The sequence below is a fragment of the Akkermansia sp. GGCC_0220 genome, assembly GCF_017566105.1.
Taxonomy (GTDB): Bacteria; Verrucomicrobiota; Verrucomicrobiia; order Verrucomicrobiales; family Akkermansiaceae; genus Akkermansia; species Akkermansia massiliensis.
Window position 1 is genome coordinate 92,548 of record NZ_JABFCI010000010.1, and the last position, 19,067, is coordinate 111,614.

22 protein-coding genes and 1 tRNA gene are annotated in these 19,067 nt (G+C 56.5%); 18 read left to right on the forward strand and 5 right to left on the reverse strand.

What is annotated here, in order from left to right; translation table 11 throughout:
• Positions 1 to 40: 40 nt before the first annotated feature.
• The gene (locus HJW02_RS08710; RefSeq protein WP_306419612.1) at positions 41 to 382 is read right to left on the reverse strand and encodes an HU family DNA-binding protein; all 342 of its coding nucleotides are present in this window, start codon (positions 380 to 382) and stop codon (positions 41 to 43) included.
• A gap of 180 nt (positions 383 to 562) precedes the next feature.
• Here HJW02_RS08710 and rnhC point away from each other — a divergent pair, with 180 nt between their 5' ends.
• Entirely contained in the window at positions 563 to 1,450 is an 888-nt protein-coding gene (rnhC, locus tag HJW02_RS08715) for a ribonuclease HIII (protein ID WP_215832632.1), read from the forward strand.
• A 4-nt stretch (positions 1,451 to 1,454) separates the two neighbouring features.
• Here rnhC and HJW02_RS08720 read toward each other — a convergent pair whose 3' ends face one another.
• Positions 1,455 to 1,973: a septal ring lytic transglycosylase RlpA family protein gene (locus HJW02_RS08720; RefSeq protein WP_022397810.1), complete on the reverse strand. Its 519-nt coding sequence runs from the start codon at positions 1,971 to 1,973 to the stop codon at positions 1,455 to 1,457.
• 235 nt (positions 1,974 to 2,208) lie between these two features.
• On the opposite strand from HJW02_RS08720, the gene HJW02_RS08725 reads away from it, so the two are divergent.
• The 8 genes from HJW02_RS08725 to rpsP all read left to right on the forward strand — a co-directional run bounded on the left by HJW02_RS08725 (position 2,209) and on the right by rpsP (position 8,035).
• The gene (locus HJW02_RS08725) at positions 2,209 to 2,931 is read left to right on the forward strand and encodes an NUDIX domain-containing protein (protein WP_102721851.1); all 723 of its coding nucleotides are present in this window, start codon (positions 2,209 to 2,211) and stop codon (positions 2,929 to 2,931) included.
• Between the two features lie 128 nt (positions 2,932 to 3,059).
• On the forward strand, positions 3,060 to 3,656 hold the full coding sequence (gene trmB / locus HJW02_RS08730; protein ID WP_022397812.1) for a tRNA (guanosine(46)-N7)-methyltransferase TrmB: 597 nt from the start codon (positions 3,060 to 3,062) through the stop codon (positions 3,654 to 3,656).
• A gap of 5 nt (positions 3,657 to 3,661) precedes the next feature.
• A complete protein-coding gene (gene tgt, locus HJW02_RS08735; RefSeq protein WP_022397813.1) occupies positions 3,662 to 4,795 on the forward strand; it encodes a tRNA guanosine(34) transglycosylase Tgt in 1,134 nt (377 codons plus the stop codon).
• 8 nt (positions 4,796 to 4,803) lie between these two features.
• The gene (gene yajC, locus HJW02_RS08740) at positions 4,804 to 5,124 is read left to right on the forward strand and encodes a preprotein translocase subunit YajC (RefSeq protein ID WP_240454344.1); all 321 of its coding nucleotides are present in this window, start codon (positions 4,804 to 4,806) and stop codon (positions 5,122 to 5,124) included.
• Between the two features lie 109 nt (positions 5,125 to 5,233).
• The gene (locus tag HJW02_RS08745; RefSeq protein WP_180971074.1) at positions 5,234 to 6,070 is read left to right on the forward strand and encodes an EF-hand domain-containing protein; all 837 of its coding nucleotides are present in this window, start codon (positions 5,234 to 5,236) and stop codon (positions 6,068 to 6,070) included.
• An 11-nt stretch (positions 6,071 to 6,081) separates the two neighbouring features.
• Complete coding sequence (locus HJW02_RS08750; RefSeq protein ID WP_102721849.1) at positions 6,082 to 6,984, forward strand: tyrosine recombinase XerC; 903 nt, start codon at positions 6,082 to 6,084, stop codon at positions 6,982 to 6,984.
• A gap of 14 nt (positions 6,985 to 6,998) precedes the next feature.
• Positions 6,999 to 7,625: a LysE family translocator gene (locus tag HJW02_RS08755; protein ID WP_022397817.1), complete on the forward strand. Its 627-nt coding sequence runs from the start codon at positions 6,999 to 7,001 to the stop codon at positions 7,623 to 7,625.
• Between the two features lie 167 nt (positions 7,626 to 7,792).
• Positions 7,793 to 8,035, forward strand: coding sequence for a 30S ribosomal protein S16 (rpsP, locus tag HJW02_RS08760; RefSeq protein WP_012419329.1), 243 nt, complete (start codon positions 7,793 to 7,795; stop codon positions 8,033 to 8,035).
• A gap of 139 nt (positions 8,036 to 8,174) precedes the next feature.
• Here rpsP and HJW02_RS08765 read toward each other — a convergent pair whose 3' ends face one another.
• Positions 8,175 to 8,705 (reverse strand): shikimate kinase, encoded by a 531-nt coding sequence (locus tag HJW02_RS08765; protein ID WP_180971073.1) that lies wholly within the window; start codon positions 8,703 to 8,705, stop codon positions 8,175 to 8,177.
• A gap of 278 nt (positions 8,706 to 8,983) precedes the next feature.
• Here HJW02_RS08765 and HJW02_RS08770 point away from each other — a divergent pair, with 278 nt between their 5' ends.
• The 8 genes from HJW02_RS08770 (at position 8,984) to HJW02_RS08805 (ending at position 14,842) form a co-directional block, all read left to right on the forward strand.
• Positions 8,984 to 10,030 carry an L-threonylcarbamoyladenylate synthase gene (locus tag HJW02_RS08770; RefSeq protein WP_102721952.1) on the forward strand — a complete coding sequence of 349 codons (1,047 nt, stop codon included), beginning with the start codon at positions 8,984 to 8,986 and terminating at the stop codon, positions 10,028 to 10,030.
• A gap of 55 nt (positions 10,031 to 10,085) precedes the next feature.
• Entirely contained in the window at positions 10,086 to 10,430 is a 345-nt protein-coding gene (locus HJW02_RS08775) for a histidine triad nucleotide-binding protein (protein WP_022397820.1), read from the forward strand.
• 119 nt (positions 10,431 to 10,549) lie between these two features.
• Positions 10,550 to 11,041 (forward strand): hypothetical protein, encoded by a 492-nt coding sequence (locus tag HJW02_RS08780; protein ID WP_022397821.1) that lies wholly within the window; start codon positions 10,550 to 10,552, stop codon positions 11,039 to 11,041.
• A gap of 23 nt (positions 11,042 to 11,064) precedes the next feature.
• Positions 11,065 to 11,256 carry a 50S ribosomal protein L32 gene (rpmF, locus tag HJW02_RS08785; RefSeq protein ID WP_012419324.1) on the forward strand — a complete coding sequence of 64 codons (192 nt, stop codon included), beginning with the start codon at positions 11,065 to 11,067 and terminating at the stop codon, positions 11,254 to 11,256.
• 149 nt (positions 11,257 to 11,405) lie between these two features.
• A complete protein-coding gene (gene plsX, locus HJW02_RS08790) occupies positions 11,406 to 12,455 on the forward strand; it encodes a phosphate acyltransferase PlsX (protein ID WP_102721846.1) in 1,050 nt (349 codons plus the stop codon).
• A 6-nt stretch (positions 12,456 to 12,461) separates the two neighbouring features.
• Positions 12,462 to 14,225 (forward strand): HDIG domain-containing metalloprotein, encoded by a 1,764-nt coding sequence (locus HJW02_RS08795; protein WP_102721845.1) that lies wholly within the window; start codon positions 12,462 to 12,464, stop codon positions 14,223 to 14,225.
• Entirely contained in the window at positions 14,200 to 14,685 is a 486-nt protein-coding gene (ybeY, locus tag HJW02_RS08800; protein WP_180971072.1) for an rRNA maturation RNase YbeY, read from the forward strand. Before HJW02_RS08795 ends, ybeY begins: the two co-directional genes overlap by 26 nt.
• An 80-nt stretch (positions 14,686 to 14,765) precedes the next feature.
• Positions 14,766 to 14,842, forward strand: a tRNA-Arg gene (locus HJW02_RS08805).
• Between the two features lie 479 nt (positions 14,843 to 15,321).
• Here the strand turns inward: HJW02_RS08805 and HJW02_RS08810 are convergent.
• Positions 15,322 to 15,948: a hypothetical protein gene (locus HJW02_RS08810; RefSeq protein ID WP_146018238.1), complete on the reverse strand. Its 627-nt coding sequence runs from the start codon at positions 15,946 to 15,948 to the stop codon at positions 15,322 to 15,324.
• Positions 15,949 to 16,050: 102 nt separating this feature from the next.
• Positions 16,051 to 16,443: a hypothetical protein gene (locus tag HJW02_RS08815; protein WP_022395910.1), complete on the reverse strand. Its 393-nt coding sequence runs from the start codon at positions 16,441 to 16,443 to the stop codon at positions 16,051 to 16,053.
• A 325-nt stretch (positions 16,444 to 16,768) separates the two neighbouring features.
• Between HJW02_RS08815 and HJW02_RS08820 the strand changes: the two genes are divergently transcribed.
• Complete coding sequence (locus HJW02_RS08820; RefSeq protein WP_180971071.1) at positions 16,769 to 18,904, forward strand: TlpA disulfide reductase family protein; 2,136 nt, start codon at positions 16,769 to 16,771, stop codon at positions 18,902 to 18,904.
• Positions 18,905 to 19,067: the final 163 nt, after the last annotated feature.

Sequence of the window (19,067 nt, forward strand, 5' to 3'; positions counted from 1 at the left end):
ATGGAGACGCCCGGTGTAATTTGTCTGGTCCCTGCGGGGATTACTTGGAGGCGGTCAGCTTGGCGACCTGGTCCTTCAGTTCCTTGCCGACCTTGAATTTGACGACGGAGCGGGCCGGAATCGGCACGTCCTGGTCAGGATTCTTGGGATTGCGGCCTACCTTGGGCTTCACTTCCTTCACCTGGAAGGTACCAAAGTTGCGAATCACCACACGGTCACCTTCCGCAAGTGTGCTGGAGATAATGTCCACGGCACGCTGTACGATGTCGAACACTTCAATCTGGGTGAAGTTGGTTTCGGCGCTGATCTTGTTAACGAGGTCTCGTTTTGTTAATGTTTTAGCCATATGGAGTGCAGAATGATATGAATGTATGAGTTTTATAGTTCAGCGTGCGTGATTTGTCTCCTAAAAAATCACATAATCCGTGGCATGCTTGATTTTTGCGTCCTCAACTGCGTGATGCGGGGATTTTGCTTGACCGGAACGGTTTGAATGCTTCCATTATTTCCCGCCGGGCGTTCCGGCGCCGGGAGGGAGCATATGCGCACCACGTTTACAACCATGCTGACTGACGCTCAGGCCGGAAGGCTTGAGTCCATTCTTGAGGGAAAGGGGTTTGAAAGAAGGGAGGTTCCCTACGCGCGCTTTTCCTTTGCCGGGCCTTCCCTGCTGGTGACGGTTTATGAGAAGAAGAACAAGCTTCTTTTACAGGGGAAGGGAACGGACGATTTTATAGAGTTTACGCTGGAGCCGCAGGTGACCGGCCTCCTGTCACTGCAGGAGGAAGCGGAAGAGGATGAGGGGGGTAAGGGAGCCCATTTCGGCATTGATGAGAGCGGCAAGGGGGATTATTTCGGCCCTCTGGTGGTGGCCGGTGTTTATGCGGACGGGCGCATAGGCGCCGCGTTGCGCAAGCTGGGCGTCTGTGACAGCAAGCTGGTGGGTTCTTCCTCCAGAATCCGTTCCCTGGCGGAAGGGATACGCAGGGTGCCCGGCATCCGGTTCCATCTGGTGAGCATCGGCCCGGAGAGGTACAACCAGCTTTATCCGGAGTTCAAGAATTTGAACCGTTTTCTGGCCTGGGGGCATGCCACGGTGATTGAGGGCCTGGCGGCCAAGGTGCCGGACTGCCCCATGGCGCTGAGCGACCAGTTTGCCAATCCGTTTGTACTGAAAAGGGCCCTGGCGGCCAAAAAGCTGTCCATCAGGCTGGAACAGCGCGTCCGGGCGGAAAGTGACGTGGCGGTGGCCGCGGCGTCCATTCTGGCGCGCGAACGTTTTGTGAACTGGATGGATGCGGCGGGAGAGGCCGCCGGCATGAAGCTGCCGCTGGGGGCTTCCGGCCAGGTTGTAAAGGCCGCTCGCCAGTTGGTGGCCCAGCATGGGGAGCAGATGCTTCCAAAGGTGGCCAAGATGCATTTCAAGACCACGCAGAACGTGCTGAAGTGAAGGGTCAGGCAGGCGTGGCGTAGGGCGGCGCTTCCCTTTTCCATTTCCCGTCTCCCACGGAGAGGACGGTGATTCTGACCCTGTCCAGTCCGTGGTGTTTCATGTCCAGCCGTTCTGCAGCTTTTTCACTCAGGTCAATGATGCGGTTTTTGATGAAGGGGCCCCGGTCGTTGACGCGCACTTTCACGGTTTTTCCCGTGCGGAGGGACTGGACGAGCACCTCGCACGGGAGGGGCAGGGTGGGATGCGCCGCGTGCAGGTGCCAGGGGCGCACGTTTTCCCCGATGGCCGTTTCTCCGCTGACGAGCCCCCACAGCGCGCATTCATTATAATGGGAGGCGATGCCCGTTTGTTCATAGGACAGCGCCTGTTCCACGCTCATGGGGTGGTAGCGGTGGCCCCGGATGGTGTAGGGGCGGGTCATGTAGCCCGTATAGTCCCGGCTTTTGGGTGAGGAGGAGCAGGAGGCCAGCCATAACAGCCCGGCCAGCATGGCCGCTCCCCTGATGATGCCCGTCTGCATGCCTTATTATATGGCCGGGAAGATGGGGTAATGCAAGACGCCGATGCGTTTTCCCGCTCCGGAGAGGACGCCGCCGCCGGGAATGCTGGCGTGTCTGCGGCAGCCGGGCCGCAGGGACAGGGAGAGGGATGGAATGGCCTTTGCCGATCTTGTTTTGATTTTGGTTGACTTGACTGGGCCGCTTGCGTAGCGTTGGTGCGATTCTGGGAACTTACTACAAATAATAGATAACATAATGAGCAGACAGGCATTTTATCCGCATCTCTCAGTGGATTGTGTGTTGATCGGGTTCGATGAGGAAGGGCTGAAGGTCCTTCTGGTTGAAAAGACACATGTCGCACCCGGCCATACCGGCGCTATTTCCAAGCTGCCCGGTGATTTGATTTATGAGGAGGAAGAACTTGACGCCGCCGCACGCCGTATCCTGTTTGACATGACCGGCATGTCTTCCCCCCATTTGGAGCAGTTCCATACCTTCGGCGCGCCGTCGCGCATCAAGAATCCGGCGGACAGGGAGTGGGTGGAGGCCATCTCCGGCCAGAAGATAGGCCGCCTGGTGACGGTGGCTTACATGGCCATGCTGAGGATTTCCACCAAGCTGCGCAAGCTGATGGAGAGCCACAAAACCCGCTGGGTGCCCGTGGACGGCCTGCCGGAGCTGGCGTTTGACCACCGGGACATTATTGATCTGGCTCTGGAGAGGATACGTTCTTCCGTGAAGAAGGAGCCCGCGCTGATTTACGACATGCTGCCCGCCAAGTTTACGGCGCTTCAGCTCCGGCGGCTGAATGAGGAGATTCACGGCAAGCCCATGGACGTGCGCAATTTCCACAAGAAGATTGCCTCCCGTCCCTACATTGTGCCGCTGGATGAGAAGGAGGAGGGCGTGGCCCACCGCGCCGCGCGCTATTATCGTTTTGACCGCAAGATTTACAACCGCCTTTATTACCGGAGCTGATGCCGTCCGGCTGTCCGGGTGCGGCCGTTCCGCCTTGCCGGGCCTCTTCCCGCCATGTTTGCGGGGAGGGGCTCTTCTCATTTGACAGAGTCCGTTTTGTAACGCATCTTATCCGCACGTTGATTCCCATGACAGATCCGGCCTTCATTCCAGACGATTTTTTCAAGGTGCTGGCGCCTTCCGATATTTTTGGAACGGACGGCCCGTTTGAAGTGGATCTGGGCTGTGGAGACGGAGGGTTCCTGCTCCAGATGGCGGCCCATTATCCGGAACGCCGTTTTCTGGGCATTGAGCGGCTGTTGGGCCGCGTGCGGGGCGTTTGCTCCCGGGCAGCCGTCCGCGGCCTGGAAAACGTGAAGGTGCTCCGGGTGGAGAGCCGTTATTTCCTGGAATGGATGGTGCGGCCCGGCTGCGTTTCCCGGCTTCACTATTTGTGCCCGGACCCGTGGCCCAAGGAGAGGCACCACAAGAACCGCCTGGTGCAGGATGATTTTCTGCCCGTGCTGCACCGTTCCCTGGCGGACGGCGGGGAGTTCCTGTTTAAAACGGATCATGAGGAGTATTTCCTGTGGGTGCTGGACCATGTGGCGCGCAGCGGCCTGTTCAGCCGGTCCGGTTGGGAGGATGATGAGTTTTTTTATCCCCGGACGGATTTCCAGCTTCAATGGGAGTCCATGGGAAAACCGATTTACCGCGCCCGCTTCATTAAATTGCAGAAAGCCTGATTCCGATGCCTTTTACACTTCACCAGAAAGATTCCTCCACGGCTGCGCGCCTGGGCACGCTTGATTTGCCGCACGGCCGGGTTCCCACCCCCATCTTCATGCCGGTGGGAACGCAGGGTTCCGTGAAAACCATGCATCCGCAGGATTTGGAGACGCTGGGGGCCCGGATTATTCTGGGGAATACCTACCATTTGTCCCTGCGTCCCGGTTCCGCCCTGATCCGGGAAATGGGCGGCCTGCACCGGTTTTCCTCCTGGAACCGCCCCATTCTGACGGATTCCGGCGGTTTCCAGGTCTGGTCCCTTGCCAAGCTCCGCAAGATTACGGAGGAAGGGGTGCGCTTCCAGAACCATCTGGACGGCGCGTACATGATGCTGAGTCCGGAGCGTTCCATGGAGATCCAGGCGGACTTGGGCAGTGACATTGCCATGCTGTTTGACGAGTGCCCCCCTTATCCCTGCGACAGGAAGTACGCGGAAGCCTCCCTGGGCTATACGCTCCGGTGGGCGCGCCGCTGCAAGGACTGGGTGCAGGAGCACCGGCCCCGTTCCGGGGAAGGGCGTCAGCACCATTTCGGCATTGTGCAGGGGTCCGTGTATGCGGATTTGAGAAAGAGGTGCGCGGAGGAACTGGCCGCCATGGAGTTTGACGGTTATGCCATCGGGGGCGTTTCCGTGGGAGAGCCGGAGGAGGAGATGCTCCGGGCCATCGACCATTCCGCACCCTGGCTGCCGGAGGACAAGCCGCGGTATGCCATGGGGCTGGGCACGCCTCCCCAGCTATTGGAGATGATCGCCCGCGGCGTGGACATGTTTGACTGCGTGATGCCTACCCGCCTGGCGCGCCACGGCGTGGCCCTGACTCCGGACGGCCCCATGCATATCAAGAACCAGCGCTGGGCGGCGGATTCCCGCCCGATCGACCCGGAAGGGCATCCGCATGTCACACAATTCTCCCGCGCTTACGTGCGCCACCTGTTCAAAGCCGGTGAAATACTCGCTTTAAGATTGCTTTCTTTCCAGAATCTGGAATTCTATCTCCGGCTAATGGCTCAGGCGCGTGAGGCCATAGCCGCCGGCACGTTCGGCTCCTTCAAGGATTCATTCATCGCGCGGTACAAAGCAAACGACATTTTATGAATATCTTCATGTTAGCACAGGCTCAGGATGCGGCGGCCGCCGCCGGACAGGAACCCTCCAATATGTTCCAGCAGATTCTCAGCAGCCCCATGTTCATGTTTGTGATCATCATCGTCCTGTTCTGGGTGATGCTGATCCGCCCCCAGAGAAAGGCCCAGAAGGAACAGCAGGCGCGCATCGCGGCCCTGCAGCGCGGGGACAAGGTGGTCACGAACGCCGGGCTGCACGGATTTGTGGAAAAGGTGAATGACCGCACCGTCTCCCTCAAGATTGCGGAAGGCGTGGTGGTTGAACTGGAAAAGAACGCCATCGTTCAAGTGGAGAAGTAAGGTTTTCCGCCTTCCGTACGTTTTCAGCATCCGCCCGTGTCGCCTGACGGCAAGGGCGGATGTTTATTTTTGAAACCGTCTTTTCCCGGCGGGGTTAATAAGAATGATCATGAGATTGCCTCACACGTTCATCCTGTCCTGTTCCGCGGCGCTGGCGTTCGGTTTTCTGCCGCCTGCGGCAGGTCAGACCGCGGCTTCCGTAGACCGCAGGGAAGGGGAGCCTGTTCCCAGGCCCGGACTGGAATGTCTTCAGGTAACCCTGCTGATCCGCCAGATGGTTCTGGACCGGTATGACAGCACAGGAACGGGCATTTTGTCCGAACAGGACAAGGCCCGGCTGGTGGAGGATGCGCGCGCCGCGCAAAGGGAAGCCCGGAAGAAGTTCCTGATGCAGTTTGACAAGGATGGGGACGGAAAGCTTTCTCCGGAAGAGTACAAGGCCTTCCGGGAGCATGTGGAGAAACGCCGCGGTTCCCGCAGGCCGGACGCCGCCCCGGACAGGCGGGGCGAGCTGCCCCCTCCTCCCCCCCCTCCCGGCGAAGGGAGGGAAATGCCCATGGTGGAAATCCGGACGGCGGCCCGGAAGCGCTTCATGGTGGCTCCCGGCCTGTTCCTGCTGACCCGGAACATGCTGATGCAGAAGTATGACGCCAACGGAAACGGCCGCATTGATCCGGAGGAGCATGCCGCTGTCATGAAGGATGCTGCGGCTCTGTACCAGGCCAGAATGAAGGAGATGATGGACCTTTACGACCTGGACCAGGATGGCGTGCTCAGCCCGGTGGAGAAGGAGCAGGCTCTGGCGGACAGCCATAAGGACAGTCCCCTGTATGCCATGGAGGAACCGGACGACATTGACCTGTTCATCCGGGCGAATATCAGTGAAGTGCTGCTGAAGGAGGCTCCCGTGAACAGCGGGGAGGAAAAGGAGAAGGGCACGGAATAATTTTATTCTTCATGATGGAGAACCCTCTGGAACCAGAACAGGCCTTCCTGCAATATCTGGAGGTGGAAAAGCAGGCCTCCCCCCATACGGTGGAGGTGTATGCCCGCGCGCTGCGCCAGTTCCGGGCCTGGGCGGACGGGATGTTCACGGGGTGGGAAAACTGTACTCCGGACCAGATGAGGGACTGGCTGTTCCAGGAATTGAAGGATGAGGCCGCCACGGCCTCCATCCGCCTGAGGTTTGCCGCCCTGCGCAGTTTTTACCGTTTCATGATGCGGCGGCGCAGCCTGGAAGCGAGCCCGATGACGGGCGTCTCCCTCCCCAGGAAAAAGAAAAACCTGCCCGTTTTCCTGACGCTTAACCAGATGCTGGAATTGCTGGAGCTGCCGTACAAGACGCCTGTTCCTGCGAATGCCCCCGCGTGGCTTCCCTACCGTGACGCGGCTATTCTGGAACTTTTTTATTCCTGCGGGATGCGCCTGAGTGAACTGGTGGGGCTGGACGTCAGCAGCGTGGACCACCGTTTCCGGGGGGTGCGCGTGATGGGAAAGGGGCGCAAGGAGCGCATTCTGCCTGTGGGCGCTCCTGCGCTGGCGGCTCTGGAGGCCTATGCCTCCATGGCCTGCCTGCCTAAGAATTCCCCCCTGTTTGTCTCCCGCATAGGAACCCGGCTCAGCGCGCGCGCCGTTCAGATGATGCTGGACAAGTACGTGAAGCTGTCTTCCATTCCTTTCACCATTTCCCCCCACAAGATCAGGCACACGTTTGCCACGCACATTCTGGATGCCGGGGCGGATCTTCGTTCCGTCCAGGAACTGCTGGGCCATGCCTCCCTGTCCACCACTCAGATTTATACGCATGTGACGCGGGCCAGAATGGCGGAAGTTTACAGGCAGGCGCATCCCAGGGCATAAGGCCGTTTTATCCCATGACGGAAGAACTCATATTCGCAGGAATCCTGCTGCTCTCCCAGGCGTCTCCGGGCCCTGACCAGGCTTTTGTCACCCGGAGCACCCTGGCTTACGGCTTTGGCGCCGGGGTGATGGCGGCTCTGGGCATTGGAACAGGGGTGGTCGCCCACGCGGCGCTGGCTTGCACGGTGGGGGCTTCCGTTTTTCACAGCTCCCTGGGGCTGGTGCTTTTCTGTGCCGCCTCCTGCTGGATGCTGTACCTGGCGTGGAAGATATGGCCGCGGGGGAGGAAGGGCAGCCTTGCCGGGAGCGGGGATATTCCCCCGGCTTCCGGCATTTACCGGGATGCCCTGGTGACCAACCTGATGAACCCCAAGGCCACGTTCTTCTTCGTGGCCCTCTCCGCCCCGCTGCTGGAAAAGAATCATGACCCTTCCTATGCCCTGTTCCTTGGCGCATTGATCGTGGTGACTGGGACGGCGGGGTGGATTCTGTGGGCTCTGGTTTTCCGCTGGCAGCCTATCCGGTCCTTTTATGACCGGCATGCCGGAGGGGTGGATGGAGTGCTGTCTCTTGTGCTGGCGGGGTTCGGCCTCAGCATGCTGTACTCCTTCGGGCGCATGGCGGTGGAAAGTTTTTCCTGATGCGGAGATGGGAGGGAACGGCTTTTTTCTCGGAAAAATAACTCTGGTATTGACAATGACTCCATTATATCGCATACATCTGCACCCGCTGTGGGGAGCTGAACGCGCACGCATGTGAGTGACAAGGCGCGCAAGTTCCCCATTAACACCTTTTACTTATAATTGATATGGCAGTAGCAATCAGACTCAACCGTCAGGGTTCCAAGGACCGTCCTTACTATAAAATCGTAGTTGTCGACAGCCGTGCTCGTCGCGACGGCCGTTACATCGAACAAGTGGGCTCCTATGATCCCATGAAGGAAGGCGTCAACTACACCATCAACCTGGAAAAGGTTGACAAGTGGCTTGCCAACGGCGCGCAGCCCTCTGAAACGGTCAATTCCATGATCCGCAAGGCCCGCAAGGCCTAAGCCCGGTTCTTCATCATCTTTCCTGAAGGCGTTCCTCTGACGGGGACCGCCTTTTGTTGTTTCTTGCGCTGATGCGGGAGAATTGTCAGGTGGCATCCCTGCGTCGGGAATCTCCCGTACATAGAAAAACGGCCCGGCGTCACTGCCGGCGGGACTGGAACACCCTGGCGGATTCCAGAATGCCGAACGCGATCTCATGAATGTGAAGATTGGCCGTGTCAATGGTCAGGTGCGCCGTTTCCCGGTAAAAATCATGCCGCTCTTTCATGAGGCGCCCCAGCACGGCTTTGGGATTGGGCTGCTGGAGCAGGGGGCGGTTGGTGCATCTGGAAATGCGCTGGTACAGGGTGTTCACATCCGTATGAAGCCAGACGACGAAGCCCAGCTTTTTCAGCAGGTCCCGGTTTTCCGGCCTGATAGTGATGCCGCCGCCTGTTGAAATAATGCGGCTTTGCCTGGCCGCCCCATGCAATTGGCGCAGAATTCCGGTTTCCAGGTCACGGAAATGTGATTCTCCATGAGCCTTGAAAATCTGCGGAATGCTCATTCCCGTCTGGTGCTCGATCATCTGGTCCGTATCCGTGAAACGAAGGCTCGTCTCCCGGTGCAATTCCTTCCCGATGGTCGTTTTGCCGCACCCCATCAGCCCGATCAGGATGATGTTTGGCAAGGATGTTGGCGCGGCCCCCTTCATGGCCTGATTGTACTCAATCCGGCGGCGTGAGAAAACAACTTTTTAGCCGTATGGCCTTTTCCGTCTCCTGCTTCCGCTCCGGGCGGAATGCCGCAATGGGAAGGGTCAAGGAGGCCCGGTTTGGCAAATAGGGGAAGGCCAGGAACCTTCATGTCCGGCTGAGATGCCGCACTCCCGCGAATTTGACGGCTTCTCCCCTCCGGGGAAGGAGGTCTTACTTGACGCAGGAGCTTCCTTCAGGCAAGGATAAGGCCATGCAAACCGAAATGTTCGAGGTAGACCCCCTGTCAGACAACCGCAAGCTGTATGTTCGTGCGGCGGAAGCGCTGGCTGCGGGAGCGCTGGTGGGAATCCCCACGGAGACCGTGTATGGCCTGGGAGCGGATGCCTTGAATCCGGAAGCGGTAGCCAGAGTTTTTGAAGCCAAGGGAAGGCCCTCCTTCGATCCCCTGATTATCCATGTTCATCATGGAAAGGAGGTGGACAAATACACCGCCATTCCGGAGGAACTGAAGGAACTGGTGCATACGCTGGCCTCCAAATTCTGGCCGGGGCCGCTGACGATGGTATTGCCGAAGGCGGACATCATCCCGGACATCGTGACCAGCGGCCTGCCTACGGTGGCCGTGCGCGTAAGCGCGCATCCCGCCATGCGCGGGGTGGCGAAAGCGCTGGGCCGCCCCGTGGCCGCGCCCAGCGCCAACCGCTTCGGCCATATCAGCCCTACTTCCGCCTCCGCCGTGCAGAAGGAGCTGGATGGACGCATAGAAATGATTCTGGACGCCGGAGCCTGCTCCGAGGGGCTGGAAAGCACCATCGTGCGTCCCATGCTTGACGAGAAGGGAAAGCCCGCGCTGGAACTGCTGCGTGAAGGTCCGGTGACCCGGGAGCAGTTTCGGAACCTGGTGAAGGTGGTGCGCCGCAAGCCTGCTGTCCGTCCCGTTTCGGAAGAAGCTCCGGCGGATGCTCCGGGCCAGCTCGGCAGCCATTACGCTCCGCGCAAACCCATGACGCTGCTGGAAGCCGGGGAAGAATTCGTGCCCGTGGAAGGAGTGCGGTACGGTCTGCTCTCCTATGAGGGAACGTCTGATCTTGCCCAGGAGGGCAGTTGGACGGAAGTGGTGGCCATGAGCCCCGGCAGCGGACGGCTGGCGGAGGCTGCCGTGCGCCTGTTTGCCCTGATGAGGCAGATGGATGAAAATGAAGCCATTGACGTCATCGTGGCGGAATCCGTTCCGGAAGCCGGGCTGGGCCGGGCCATCATGGACCGCCTGCGCCGCGCCTCCGCCGCCAGGGAATGACTTGTCCACGGCTCCCCGGATATGCTACAATCACCGCGAATCCCTTTTTGAACTTATGGCCGCTACGTTATTTGAAAAAATCTGTTCCGGGGAAATCCCTGCGGACATCGTGTACCAGGATGAACAATGCGTCTGCTTCCGGGACATCAGCCCCCAGGCTCCGGAACACCTGCTGCTGGTTCCTCGCAAACCCATTCCCCGCCTTTCCGGTGCAGGGGAGGAAGACGCCGCCCTGCTGGGCCATATGATGCTGGCCGCCGGACGGATTGCACGGACCCTCCACCTGGATGAAAGCGGCTTCCGCCTGGTCATCAACAACGGCCCGGACGCCGGAGAGGCGGTACCCCATCTGCACATGCACCTGCTGGCAGGCCGCAAGCTGGAATGGCCTCCCGGTTAGGCCGGAGCGGAATTAGCGCCGCCGGTGGGAGGGAGGGGATGTGTCATTCCTGCCCTTTTCCGGGGATGGTGCCGCCCTGTCTGCTTGTCAGGCGTGGAGTCTGCCTGTAAGATGCATTCATGAAAAGATTGCTGGTAGAGCTTGAAAACTTGCCGGAAGCGGGGAAAAAATACAGCGGTGAGCTGGATTCCGAAATCTTCGGCATCGATGATGAAGAGGTTACTTCCATTGGGCCTCTTGCTTTTGACTTGCAGGTGCAGAGATTTGAAAACGAATTATTCGTACGGGGCAATATTTCCGCTCCGTTCAAATTCCGTTGCGTGCGCTGCCTGGGCTACTTTGACTACGTGGTGGAGGTGAGCGATTTTGCCGCCTCTTTTGAAATTGACGCACAGAGTGTTGTGGACGTTTCAGACTCCATGAGGGAGGAAATAGTCCTGGATTTTCCTGCCTATCCGAAATGTGCGGACGGAGGCATGGAAAATGACTGTATGGCGAAAACTCCATATTTTGGAGTGGACAAAGAGGGGGGAACGGGTGTAAACAGTTCTGCCCCGAGCAAGAATAGCGGCGTGTGGGACGCCCTCAATGAGCTGGGGGATCATCATTAATCACCTTTTTACCAACTAAAATTATGGCAGCACCTAAGCGCAGAACGTCCAAGATGAAGCAGCGTACCCGCCTTGCCGCGCAGGCATGGCGTGCTCCGAAGCTCCGCAAGTGCCAGAATTGCGGCAGCAGCACCCCCGGTCATACCGCCTGCCCCAATTGCGGTACGTACACGACCCGCTCCGGCAAGGAAATCGTGGTGAAGGCGGAAGCGTAAGCTCCGCAGGCGCCGCATTTGCCTTGAAAGTTATCGCCGTACTGCGGCGCTACCATGTAGACCTCTCCAGCCGCTTTTGCTCCGCAAAGCGGCTGAACTTGCTTGAAGCAGGCTTTTTTTTCTGCTAACACATTTCTTCAACAAATACTATGAAGATTGCACTGGATGTGATGGGCGGCGACAATGCGCCCGATATTAACATGGACGGGGCGAAGCGGGCCCTGCAGGATTTCCCTCTCATTGAAAAAATCTATCTTGTGGGGAGGGAAGAGGTGGTGCGCAGCTCCTGTGACCGCTGGGGGCTTTCCGGTCCGCGCGTGGAAATCGTTCCCGCCGCGGAAGTGGTGGAAATGAATGAATCCGGGCTGCTGGCGGTAAGGAAAAAGAAAAACTCTTCCATGTCCGTCTCCGTGGACCTGGTCAAGACCGGGGATGCGGACGCCGTGGTCAGCGCGGGCAACACGGGCGCGGCCGTAGCGGCCGCCACCATCAAGCTCAGGCTGCTCAACGGCGTGGAGCGCGCGGGCATCGTGACCCAGCTTCCGAATGAATTCGGAGTCTGCAATGTGACGGACACCGGAGCCAATCCGGACGCCAAGCCCCGTCATCTGGTGGGCTATGCCGTTATGGCCAGCATTCTGGCGCGTTCCGTATACGGCAAGCCGATGCCCAAGGTGGGCGTCATGAGCAATGGCTCCGAGGATGAAAAGGGAACGGACTTTACCAAGGGAACTTTTTGTCTGTTGAAGCATCTGGAGGAGCGCGGCGCGCTCCCTTTTAAATTTGTGGGCAATGTGGAAGGCCATGATCTCTTTGAACATGAAATAGACGTGGCGCTGACGGACGGCTTTACCGGGAACGTCCTGCTGAAAACCTGCGAGGCCACCGCCAAGGCGTTCGGCAAATGGCTGAAGGAGGAACTTCAGGCAAACCCGCTCCGCATGATGGGAGCCGCCTGCGCTTCCGGCGCATTCCGCGCCATGAAGGCGCGCCTCTCTGCAGACTCCGTGGGGGGAAGCCCCCTGCTGGGCGTCCGGGGCGTGACGATCATTGCGCATGGCAGCTCCACCCCCGTCGCTATCCGCAATGCCCTGAGAGTCTCCATGGAAATGGTGCAGCAGGGTGTCAATCCCCTCATTGAAGAGGAGATGGCCAGGCTGGGCACTATTCCGGAGGTTTCCGAAGTGTACCCCAAATAATCAATCATGTTTCATTTTCTGAAAAAACATGCCGCAGCAGCGGCAAAAGAAGGAAAAAAACCGGAAGAGGCGGCCTCCGTGCCCCGCTCCCCCGGTGACCGCCTGGACTCCAGCCTGGCGGTATCCGTGGGCCTGTGCGTGCTGGTCTTCATCGTTCTTCAATGGATGGGCAGTTACAGCCCCCATTGGGGGAAATCCGTCTGGCACCATGTGTCGGAAGCCTTTCTGCTCTTCTCCGTGACGCTGGCGCTGATGCCCATGTACTGGCTTTGCGCCGGTTCCCTGCGCAGGAAAAACAAAACCTTTGTCGTCACGTGGGGGGCCATTCTGGTCCAGCTCCTGTTCTTTGGCCTTATCCGGCATGTGACGGCTGATATTACGTCCGACATCGGCAACGAACTCCTGTACCTGCCCTATATGATGGCACCGCTGATTGTAACGGTGCTGCTGGGGCCGCTGCTGGGCATGTTCGCCACCATCTCCATCTGCATGCTCGGTGGATTCTTCATCCTGCCGGAGCAGTACGTACCGGAAAAGCAGGTCCAATTCTGGATCTTGAGCTCCCTCTCCGGCATGCTCACCGTGCTGCTTACCCATAACCTGCGGAACCGTGCCCAGTTGCTGCGCGCGGGCTTCTTCGTGGGGCTGCTCGTCATGGTATTGTGCTGCATCATGGGCGTCATCAATCTCCAGGCGTGGGACTACAACCTGGTAGGCGTACTGGTATGCCTGGCCGTGGCGTTTGGCGTAAGCATGCTGACCAGCGTGCTGATCAGCGGCGTACTGCCTATTATAGAAGGTGTCTTTAAAATCATTACGCCCATTTCCTGGCTGGAAATGGCGGACATGAACCGCCCGCTGATGAAGAGGCTGCAAATGGAAGCCCCGGGTACCTTCCACCACTGCCTGATGGTCGCCCAGCTGGCGGAAGCGGCCGCGGAAGCCATCGGCGCCAATCCCATTGAATGCCGGGTAGCGGCCTATTACCATGACATCGGCAAAATGCAGAACCCCCTCTACTTCATTGAAAACATCATGGACGGCCCCAACCCCCATGATGAGCTCACGCCCAGCATGAGCGCCCGCATCATCATCGACCACGTTCAGGACGGGGTGGAGCTGGCCAGGGCGAACAACCTTCCGCGTCCTCTGGTGGATGTTATTGAGCAGCATCACGGCACCTCGCTGGCCTACTTCTTTTACCGGAAGGCCCTTCAATACCGGGATGAAATCCTGAGCAGGGTGGAAAGCGGACTGGCTTCTCCGGACGACGTGCCGGAAGTGGTGGAATCCAACTTCCGCTACAAGGGCCCCAACCCCCAGAGCAAGGAAACGGGCATCGTCAGCCTGGCGGACATCGTGGAAAGCGCCACGCGCTCCATGGGAAAAATCTCCTGTGAGGAAATGCAGAAAAGGGTGGATGAACTCCTGAAGCAGAGGGTGGTGGACGGCCATTTGGACGATTGCGGCCTTACCTTCGGGGATCTCAAGAAAATCCGCAACAGCTTCATCAAGACGCTGAAAAGCATTCACCACAACCGCATTGCGTATCCTTCCCACAATCCGGAGGCAAAAATTGAAAAGCCTGTTCTTCCTGTGGTGGCTGCCATGAAGGAAGAGGAAAAAGCGGAGAAAAAGGAAGGGGAAGGCAAAGCTGTTCCGGAAATCATGGAACTGCCCGATGCCGGCCAGCAGGAAAAGCCCGCAGAGGTGGAGCAGAAGGACGGGACGGATACGGAGAAAAATGAAACCGCGTCTGGAACTTTATAATCATCTGGAAGAAGGGCGTCTCAGTCCGTCCGTTGCGGATGCCCTGGTCCGTGCCCTGGATGCCTGCCTCCCCGCTGTGCTGGCATTGCCTGAAGGCCCTGTGCCCGTCCTCTCCGGATTGGACGAGGTGGAAATAAGCGTGGTGGACGATGACGTGATCCGGGACGTGCACGCCCGTTTTCTGAATGATCCCACGGTGACGGACGTCATCACCTTCCCGCATGGGGACGGAATGGGGGAAATCATCGTCAGTTATGATACCGCCATCCGGCAGGCGTCGGAATTCAATGAGCCGGTTTTCAGGGAGCTCTTCCGGTACATGGTGCATGGTCTCCTGCACCTGCACGGCTACATAGACACGGAGCCGGAAGAACGGGAACGCATGTTCTCCCGTCAGGAACCGCTGGTGCGGGAATTCGGGACTGCCCTGGCAGGCATCTCTTTCCCGGATAACTGCTGACCCGGCGGCTGAAAGCGCGCTTTTAAAAGATACGGGCTTGCCAAGCCGAGATGAACTCTGTTAATCTTTTTCCGCACCATGCGTCCATAGCTCAGTTGGATAGAGCAACTGCCTTCTAAGCAGTGGGTCACTGGTTCGAATCCAGTTGGACGTGCCATCTTTCGGAACCCCGTATTCTTTTTAAGAAAAACGGGGTTCTTTCATGTGAGGGAAAAGTTTCTTTCATCGGTGGAAGCATCCCTGCAAGAACGGTGGAACGGGGCCGGAAATGGTGCAAATGCGGATGGGCGGCCTGAATAAAGCGGCATTATCCCGTGTGGCTGTCTTGCTCCGTTGTCGGAAGAAATAGCAGTTCCCGCTCTTATCTTGTGCACGGAAAAGGAGGCCTCCTGTTCTTCAATCAATCCTGTTGGGCGATGGAACTGATGGAATGGGGGCCGTAGTTAAAAAATCCTTCTGCCGTCATCACACCGGAAGGGGAGGGAAGGGCCTCCGAATGGGCGCCATACTGGATGGAAAGAAACGGCTCAGGCTGGCGGGAATACTGAGGAGTTCCGGAGATGGTCCGCGCACGGGGCTAGTGCATTCAATAGCGCATGTATTCACAGAAAGGGAACTGGGAGGCAGAATATTTTTTTATTCTGCCTCCCGGGTGCAAATCTCTGGGGTTCTGATGAAACCGGAAGTTTGGAGAGGATTTGAATATTCATCCTGAACGAGTACATTTACGCACAACTCCAGAATTTTATGCATGCCGTACATGGGAAGGTCGATCTCCGGATGGCGTTCCTGAAACTTGTGGATAATGCTCATTTCCGTCTCTGAAAAAATCACGGGAATGGTATTTGATATTTGAATTTTCCAGGGTTCGCCCTCACTCATCAGCTTGCCGATGAAAAGGGACTGGGTGACGGGAATGCTGCCGCGAAAGGCAAACCAGGTGTGCACGGTGCGGACGGAAACCCGGCATTGTTCCGCCAGCCATTGGCGCGTTTTACCGTGTGTGCGGAGCCATTCCTTGATTTTAAGCTTTTCAGGATTGTTTTCTTTCTCAGAGGAAGAAGCGTTTAAATCCGCATCGGCAGCCAGTTTCGGAATGATTCGGGAAAGTGCTTTTTTCGTATTGGCCGATATTTTGCGAACGCTCATCTGTGCGTAAAACGTCTGGGGCCGGATTCCTATTTCCTCCGCCAATTGGTAGGACTTGCGGTTTTGGCATTGCAGCCATTCCTTGACCATGGTGCGTATATCGTCGTCAGACATGAATTGATGCAGGTTATGTGATGAAAGAAAAAATAGGATGGCAGCGTTTGAAACGCTATTTTCTCTTTCCTTGGAACTGTTCCGGGATATTGAACCCTGCTTTTAACTTTTGCTCTTGATGCTGGAAAGAGCATCCAAAGCCTCACTAGCCCATTCCGGAACGGTCAAACCGTGGCGTTCCGCTTCATTTCTGAACTTCTCATACTTTTGAGGAGTAACGGGAACATAAATACTGTTCGGGTTCTTGGTCTGCACCAAACGTGCGTGTTTGGCGTACTCCTCTTTCATGATTCTGATGATGAGGCGTTGTCGTGCACGGGGAATAGGAACAGTAGAAAGCCATTTATCAACCTGGCTTTTGCTAACGCCGCAAAGATCGGCGAACTCGTCACGTGTCATCTTCGTAAGGGCAAGAAACTTTCTGATGCTGGACTTCATTTCATCCATGCGCGCATTTTTCGCATTCAGAAAAATCTGGCAAGCCATTTCTGGCATATTTTCTATTTTAGAAAATAATATTGTCTTTGTGTATCCGAAAAGGTAAATCGTTTTTCCTAAATCCAATGAAACTCAAAAAAATGTGAATCCTGGAAGCGCCTGTTTTCTTATTTTAGACGAAAAACTTCATGTTTAATATTCTTCCTTCTTCAAGGTATTTTTACCGCTGTTCCGGAAAAGGAGCGCCCGTTGGGAGGGATACTTTCTGGTTCATCTTCTTCTATTGGCTTGACGAAGCCCGTTCCGGGAGTACCGTGTTATCATGTTAAATTCCTCTTTATTCGCCTTGGGGTGTTCCGCGGTTTTTGTGATGTCTGCGGGAATGCCTTTACTGGCTGCCTCTCCTGAAAAAAAAGAAAATAAAACTGCCGCTTCTGCGGATGCTCTTCCCACCCTTTCCCTGGAGGGATTGCCGGAAGTATGGCTGCAGGGAACGCCTGTCAAGGAATGGGAAAAGGACAAGGTATACATCTTTGAATTCTGGGCCACTTGGTGCGGGCCGTGCCTGGCCGCCATGCCCCATATGGAACAACTGCATCAGGCATTTAAAGACAACCCGGGCATGCAGATCATAGGAGTCAATGTCATGGACCGGAAATCTCCGGAGGCTCTGAAGGAATTTTTAAAAAACCGGCCGTCTCCCCTCACTTACACAATGGCGGTGGATGTGGATGGAAAGAGAACCAGGGAAAAATGGCTGGCTCCTATGGATGTGAACGGCATTCCGCATGCGTTTGCCGTAAAGAACGGTAAACTCATCTGGCGTGGACATCCCGTAAAACTCTCGGAAGAAATCATGCAGGCCATGTTGAAACCTGATTTTTCCGCCGCTTCCCTTCCGTCGGAAAATTCTGATGCAGGCGCCCGTGAGTGGAAGCGTTATCGGGAAGTCTCGAAAAAGCTGGGCGAGGTGGTCCGGAAAGAAGGAAAACAGGGAGCCATGGCGTTTTTAAAGCAAATCCAGGATTCAAGGGAATTTCAGCAGGATCAGATGATTCAACTGAAGATGGTCCCGTTCATCGTACTGGCGGAAAAAGGAGAATTCCAGGAAGCACAGTCGGTACTTGACAGCTTGTGCAAGGAATATCCGGACAACTACCGCGTGCAGATCAATGTGGCTGGAACCTTGATGGAGGGAAAATCAGTTCCTGCCGGCAAGATGGATGCCGCTCTGGTGGAGCGGTGCCTGAACCGTTGCATTGAAATCTCAAGGAAAGGCAACAAGGAAGCCTCCCTTCCCTGGCGTCTGATGGGTGAACTCCGGGAGCGGCAGGGCAACATGAAGGAAGCGCTTCGGGATATGGAAAAGGCGCTTTCCCTGACCTCCATCAGCAAGGCGTGGACGAAGCTGCAGCAGCTTTCGGGCAATTCAGAGACGTTCCAATCCCTTGTGGACCAGGTAGCTGAGGAAATTAAGCCGGAGCCTCCTCGGAAAATGCAGGAAATGGGGCCTGTGCAGGAAGACAAGGAATACACGCCCCTTTTCAGCAAGCTGAATTGGTTCAATCATCCCGGGCTGACGGGCTTGCCTTCTGACAAAACCGTATTTATCAGCTTCTGGAGAGGAGCTGCGAGGAACAATGGCATGTGGAGTGATGGAGCTCCGGGGAAAACGCTTGATGTAGTCCTGAAAAAATATGGTCTTCTGGACAATCCCAAGGTGAAGGCTGTGGTATTGGGTGTCATTCCGATGGATCAAAAACAGATGCAGGAATATCTGTCTGGTCCGGAAGGATGGACTGCCTACCCTGTCGGTATTCCGTCGGACCATTCCGTAATGGAACTTTTTGATTCCCTGAAGCTTAATTCGTTCCCTGCCGCCGCCGTCGTTCGTGACGGAACATTGCTGTGGGCGGGGGAAATTAAAAGGATGCCCGCGTGGGTGGCGGAAACGGCCCTCTGGGACTCTTTTGACAAGAACCGGTTTGCTGAGGAGGATGCGAAGCGCAAAGCTCATCAGCAGGCCCTGCAGGCTGTCATCAAAAAATCTTTTGAACTGCGCAAGGAAAAGAAATTTGATGAATACAGAAAACTGATTGAGGAAAACGCCGAGCGATTTGCCGATGACGGATGGTTTGCCTCTACAGTGGCGGAAGTTCAGGCGGGGAAAGCCTGGAAGGAGAAGGACTACCAAAAGGTGGCGGACATCATAGACCAAGTGCTGAAGCGTTTTCCGAAGGAAGACTCCCTGGCTTCTTACCTCCTGAAAATCCTGAATGGGTCGGATGAAATGCGTGGATACAACTATCAAGCGGCCCGGCATGCCCTCCAGATCATGAAAGATTTCAATACGCGGGATGACGGTGGTTATAATGCGGCTTGCTATCAAGTCATGATGGAAATGGCCATGGAGAAAAAAGACTACGCCCAGGCGAAAAAAGACGCTGTGAATGCACTCCGGGAATTACCCCTCATGCACCAGTATGTAGCCATGAAGAAAAAACAGGCGGAAGCTTAAGAATTCTGAAACGTTTAGGCCCCTTTCGTGATGAAAGGGGTCTTTTTTGCGGGAAAAGAGAAAAATGTAATACGTTAATAATCAGTAATATTTAGAATGCTAAAAAAATCTCCGCAAAAACGACTCGAAAAAAATTGACAAGGGAGGTGAAAATGGTAGACTT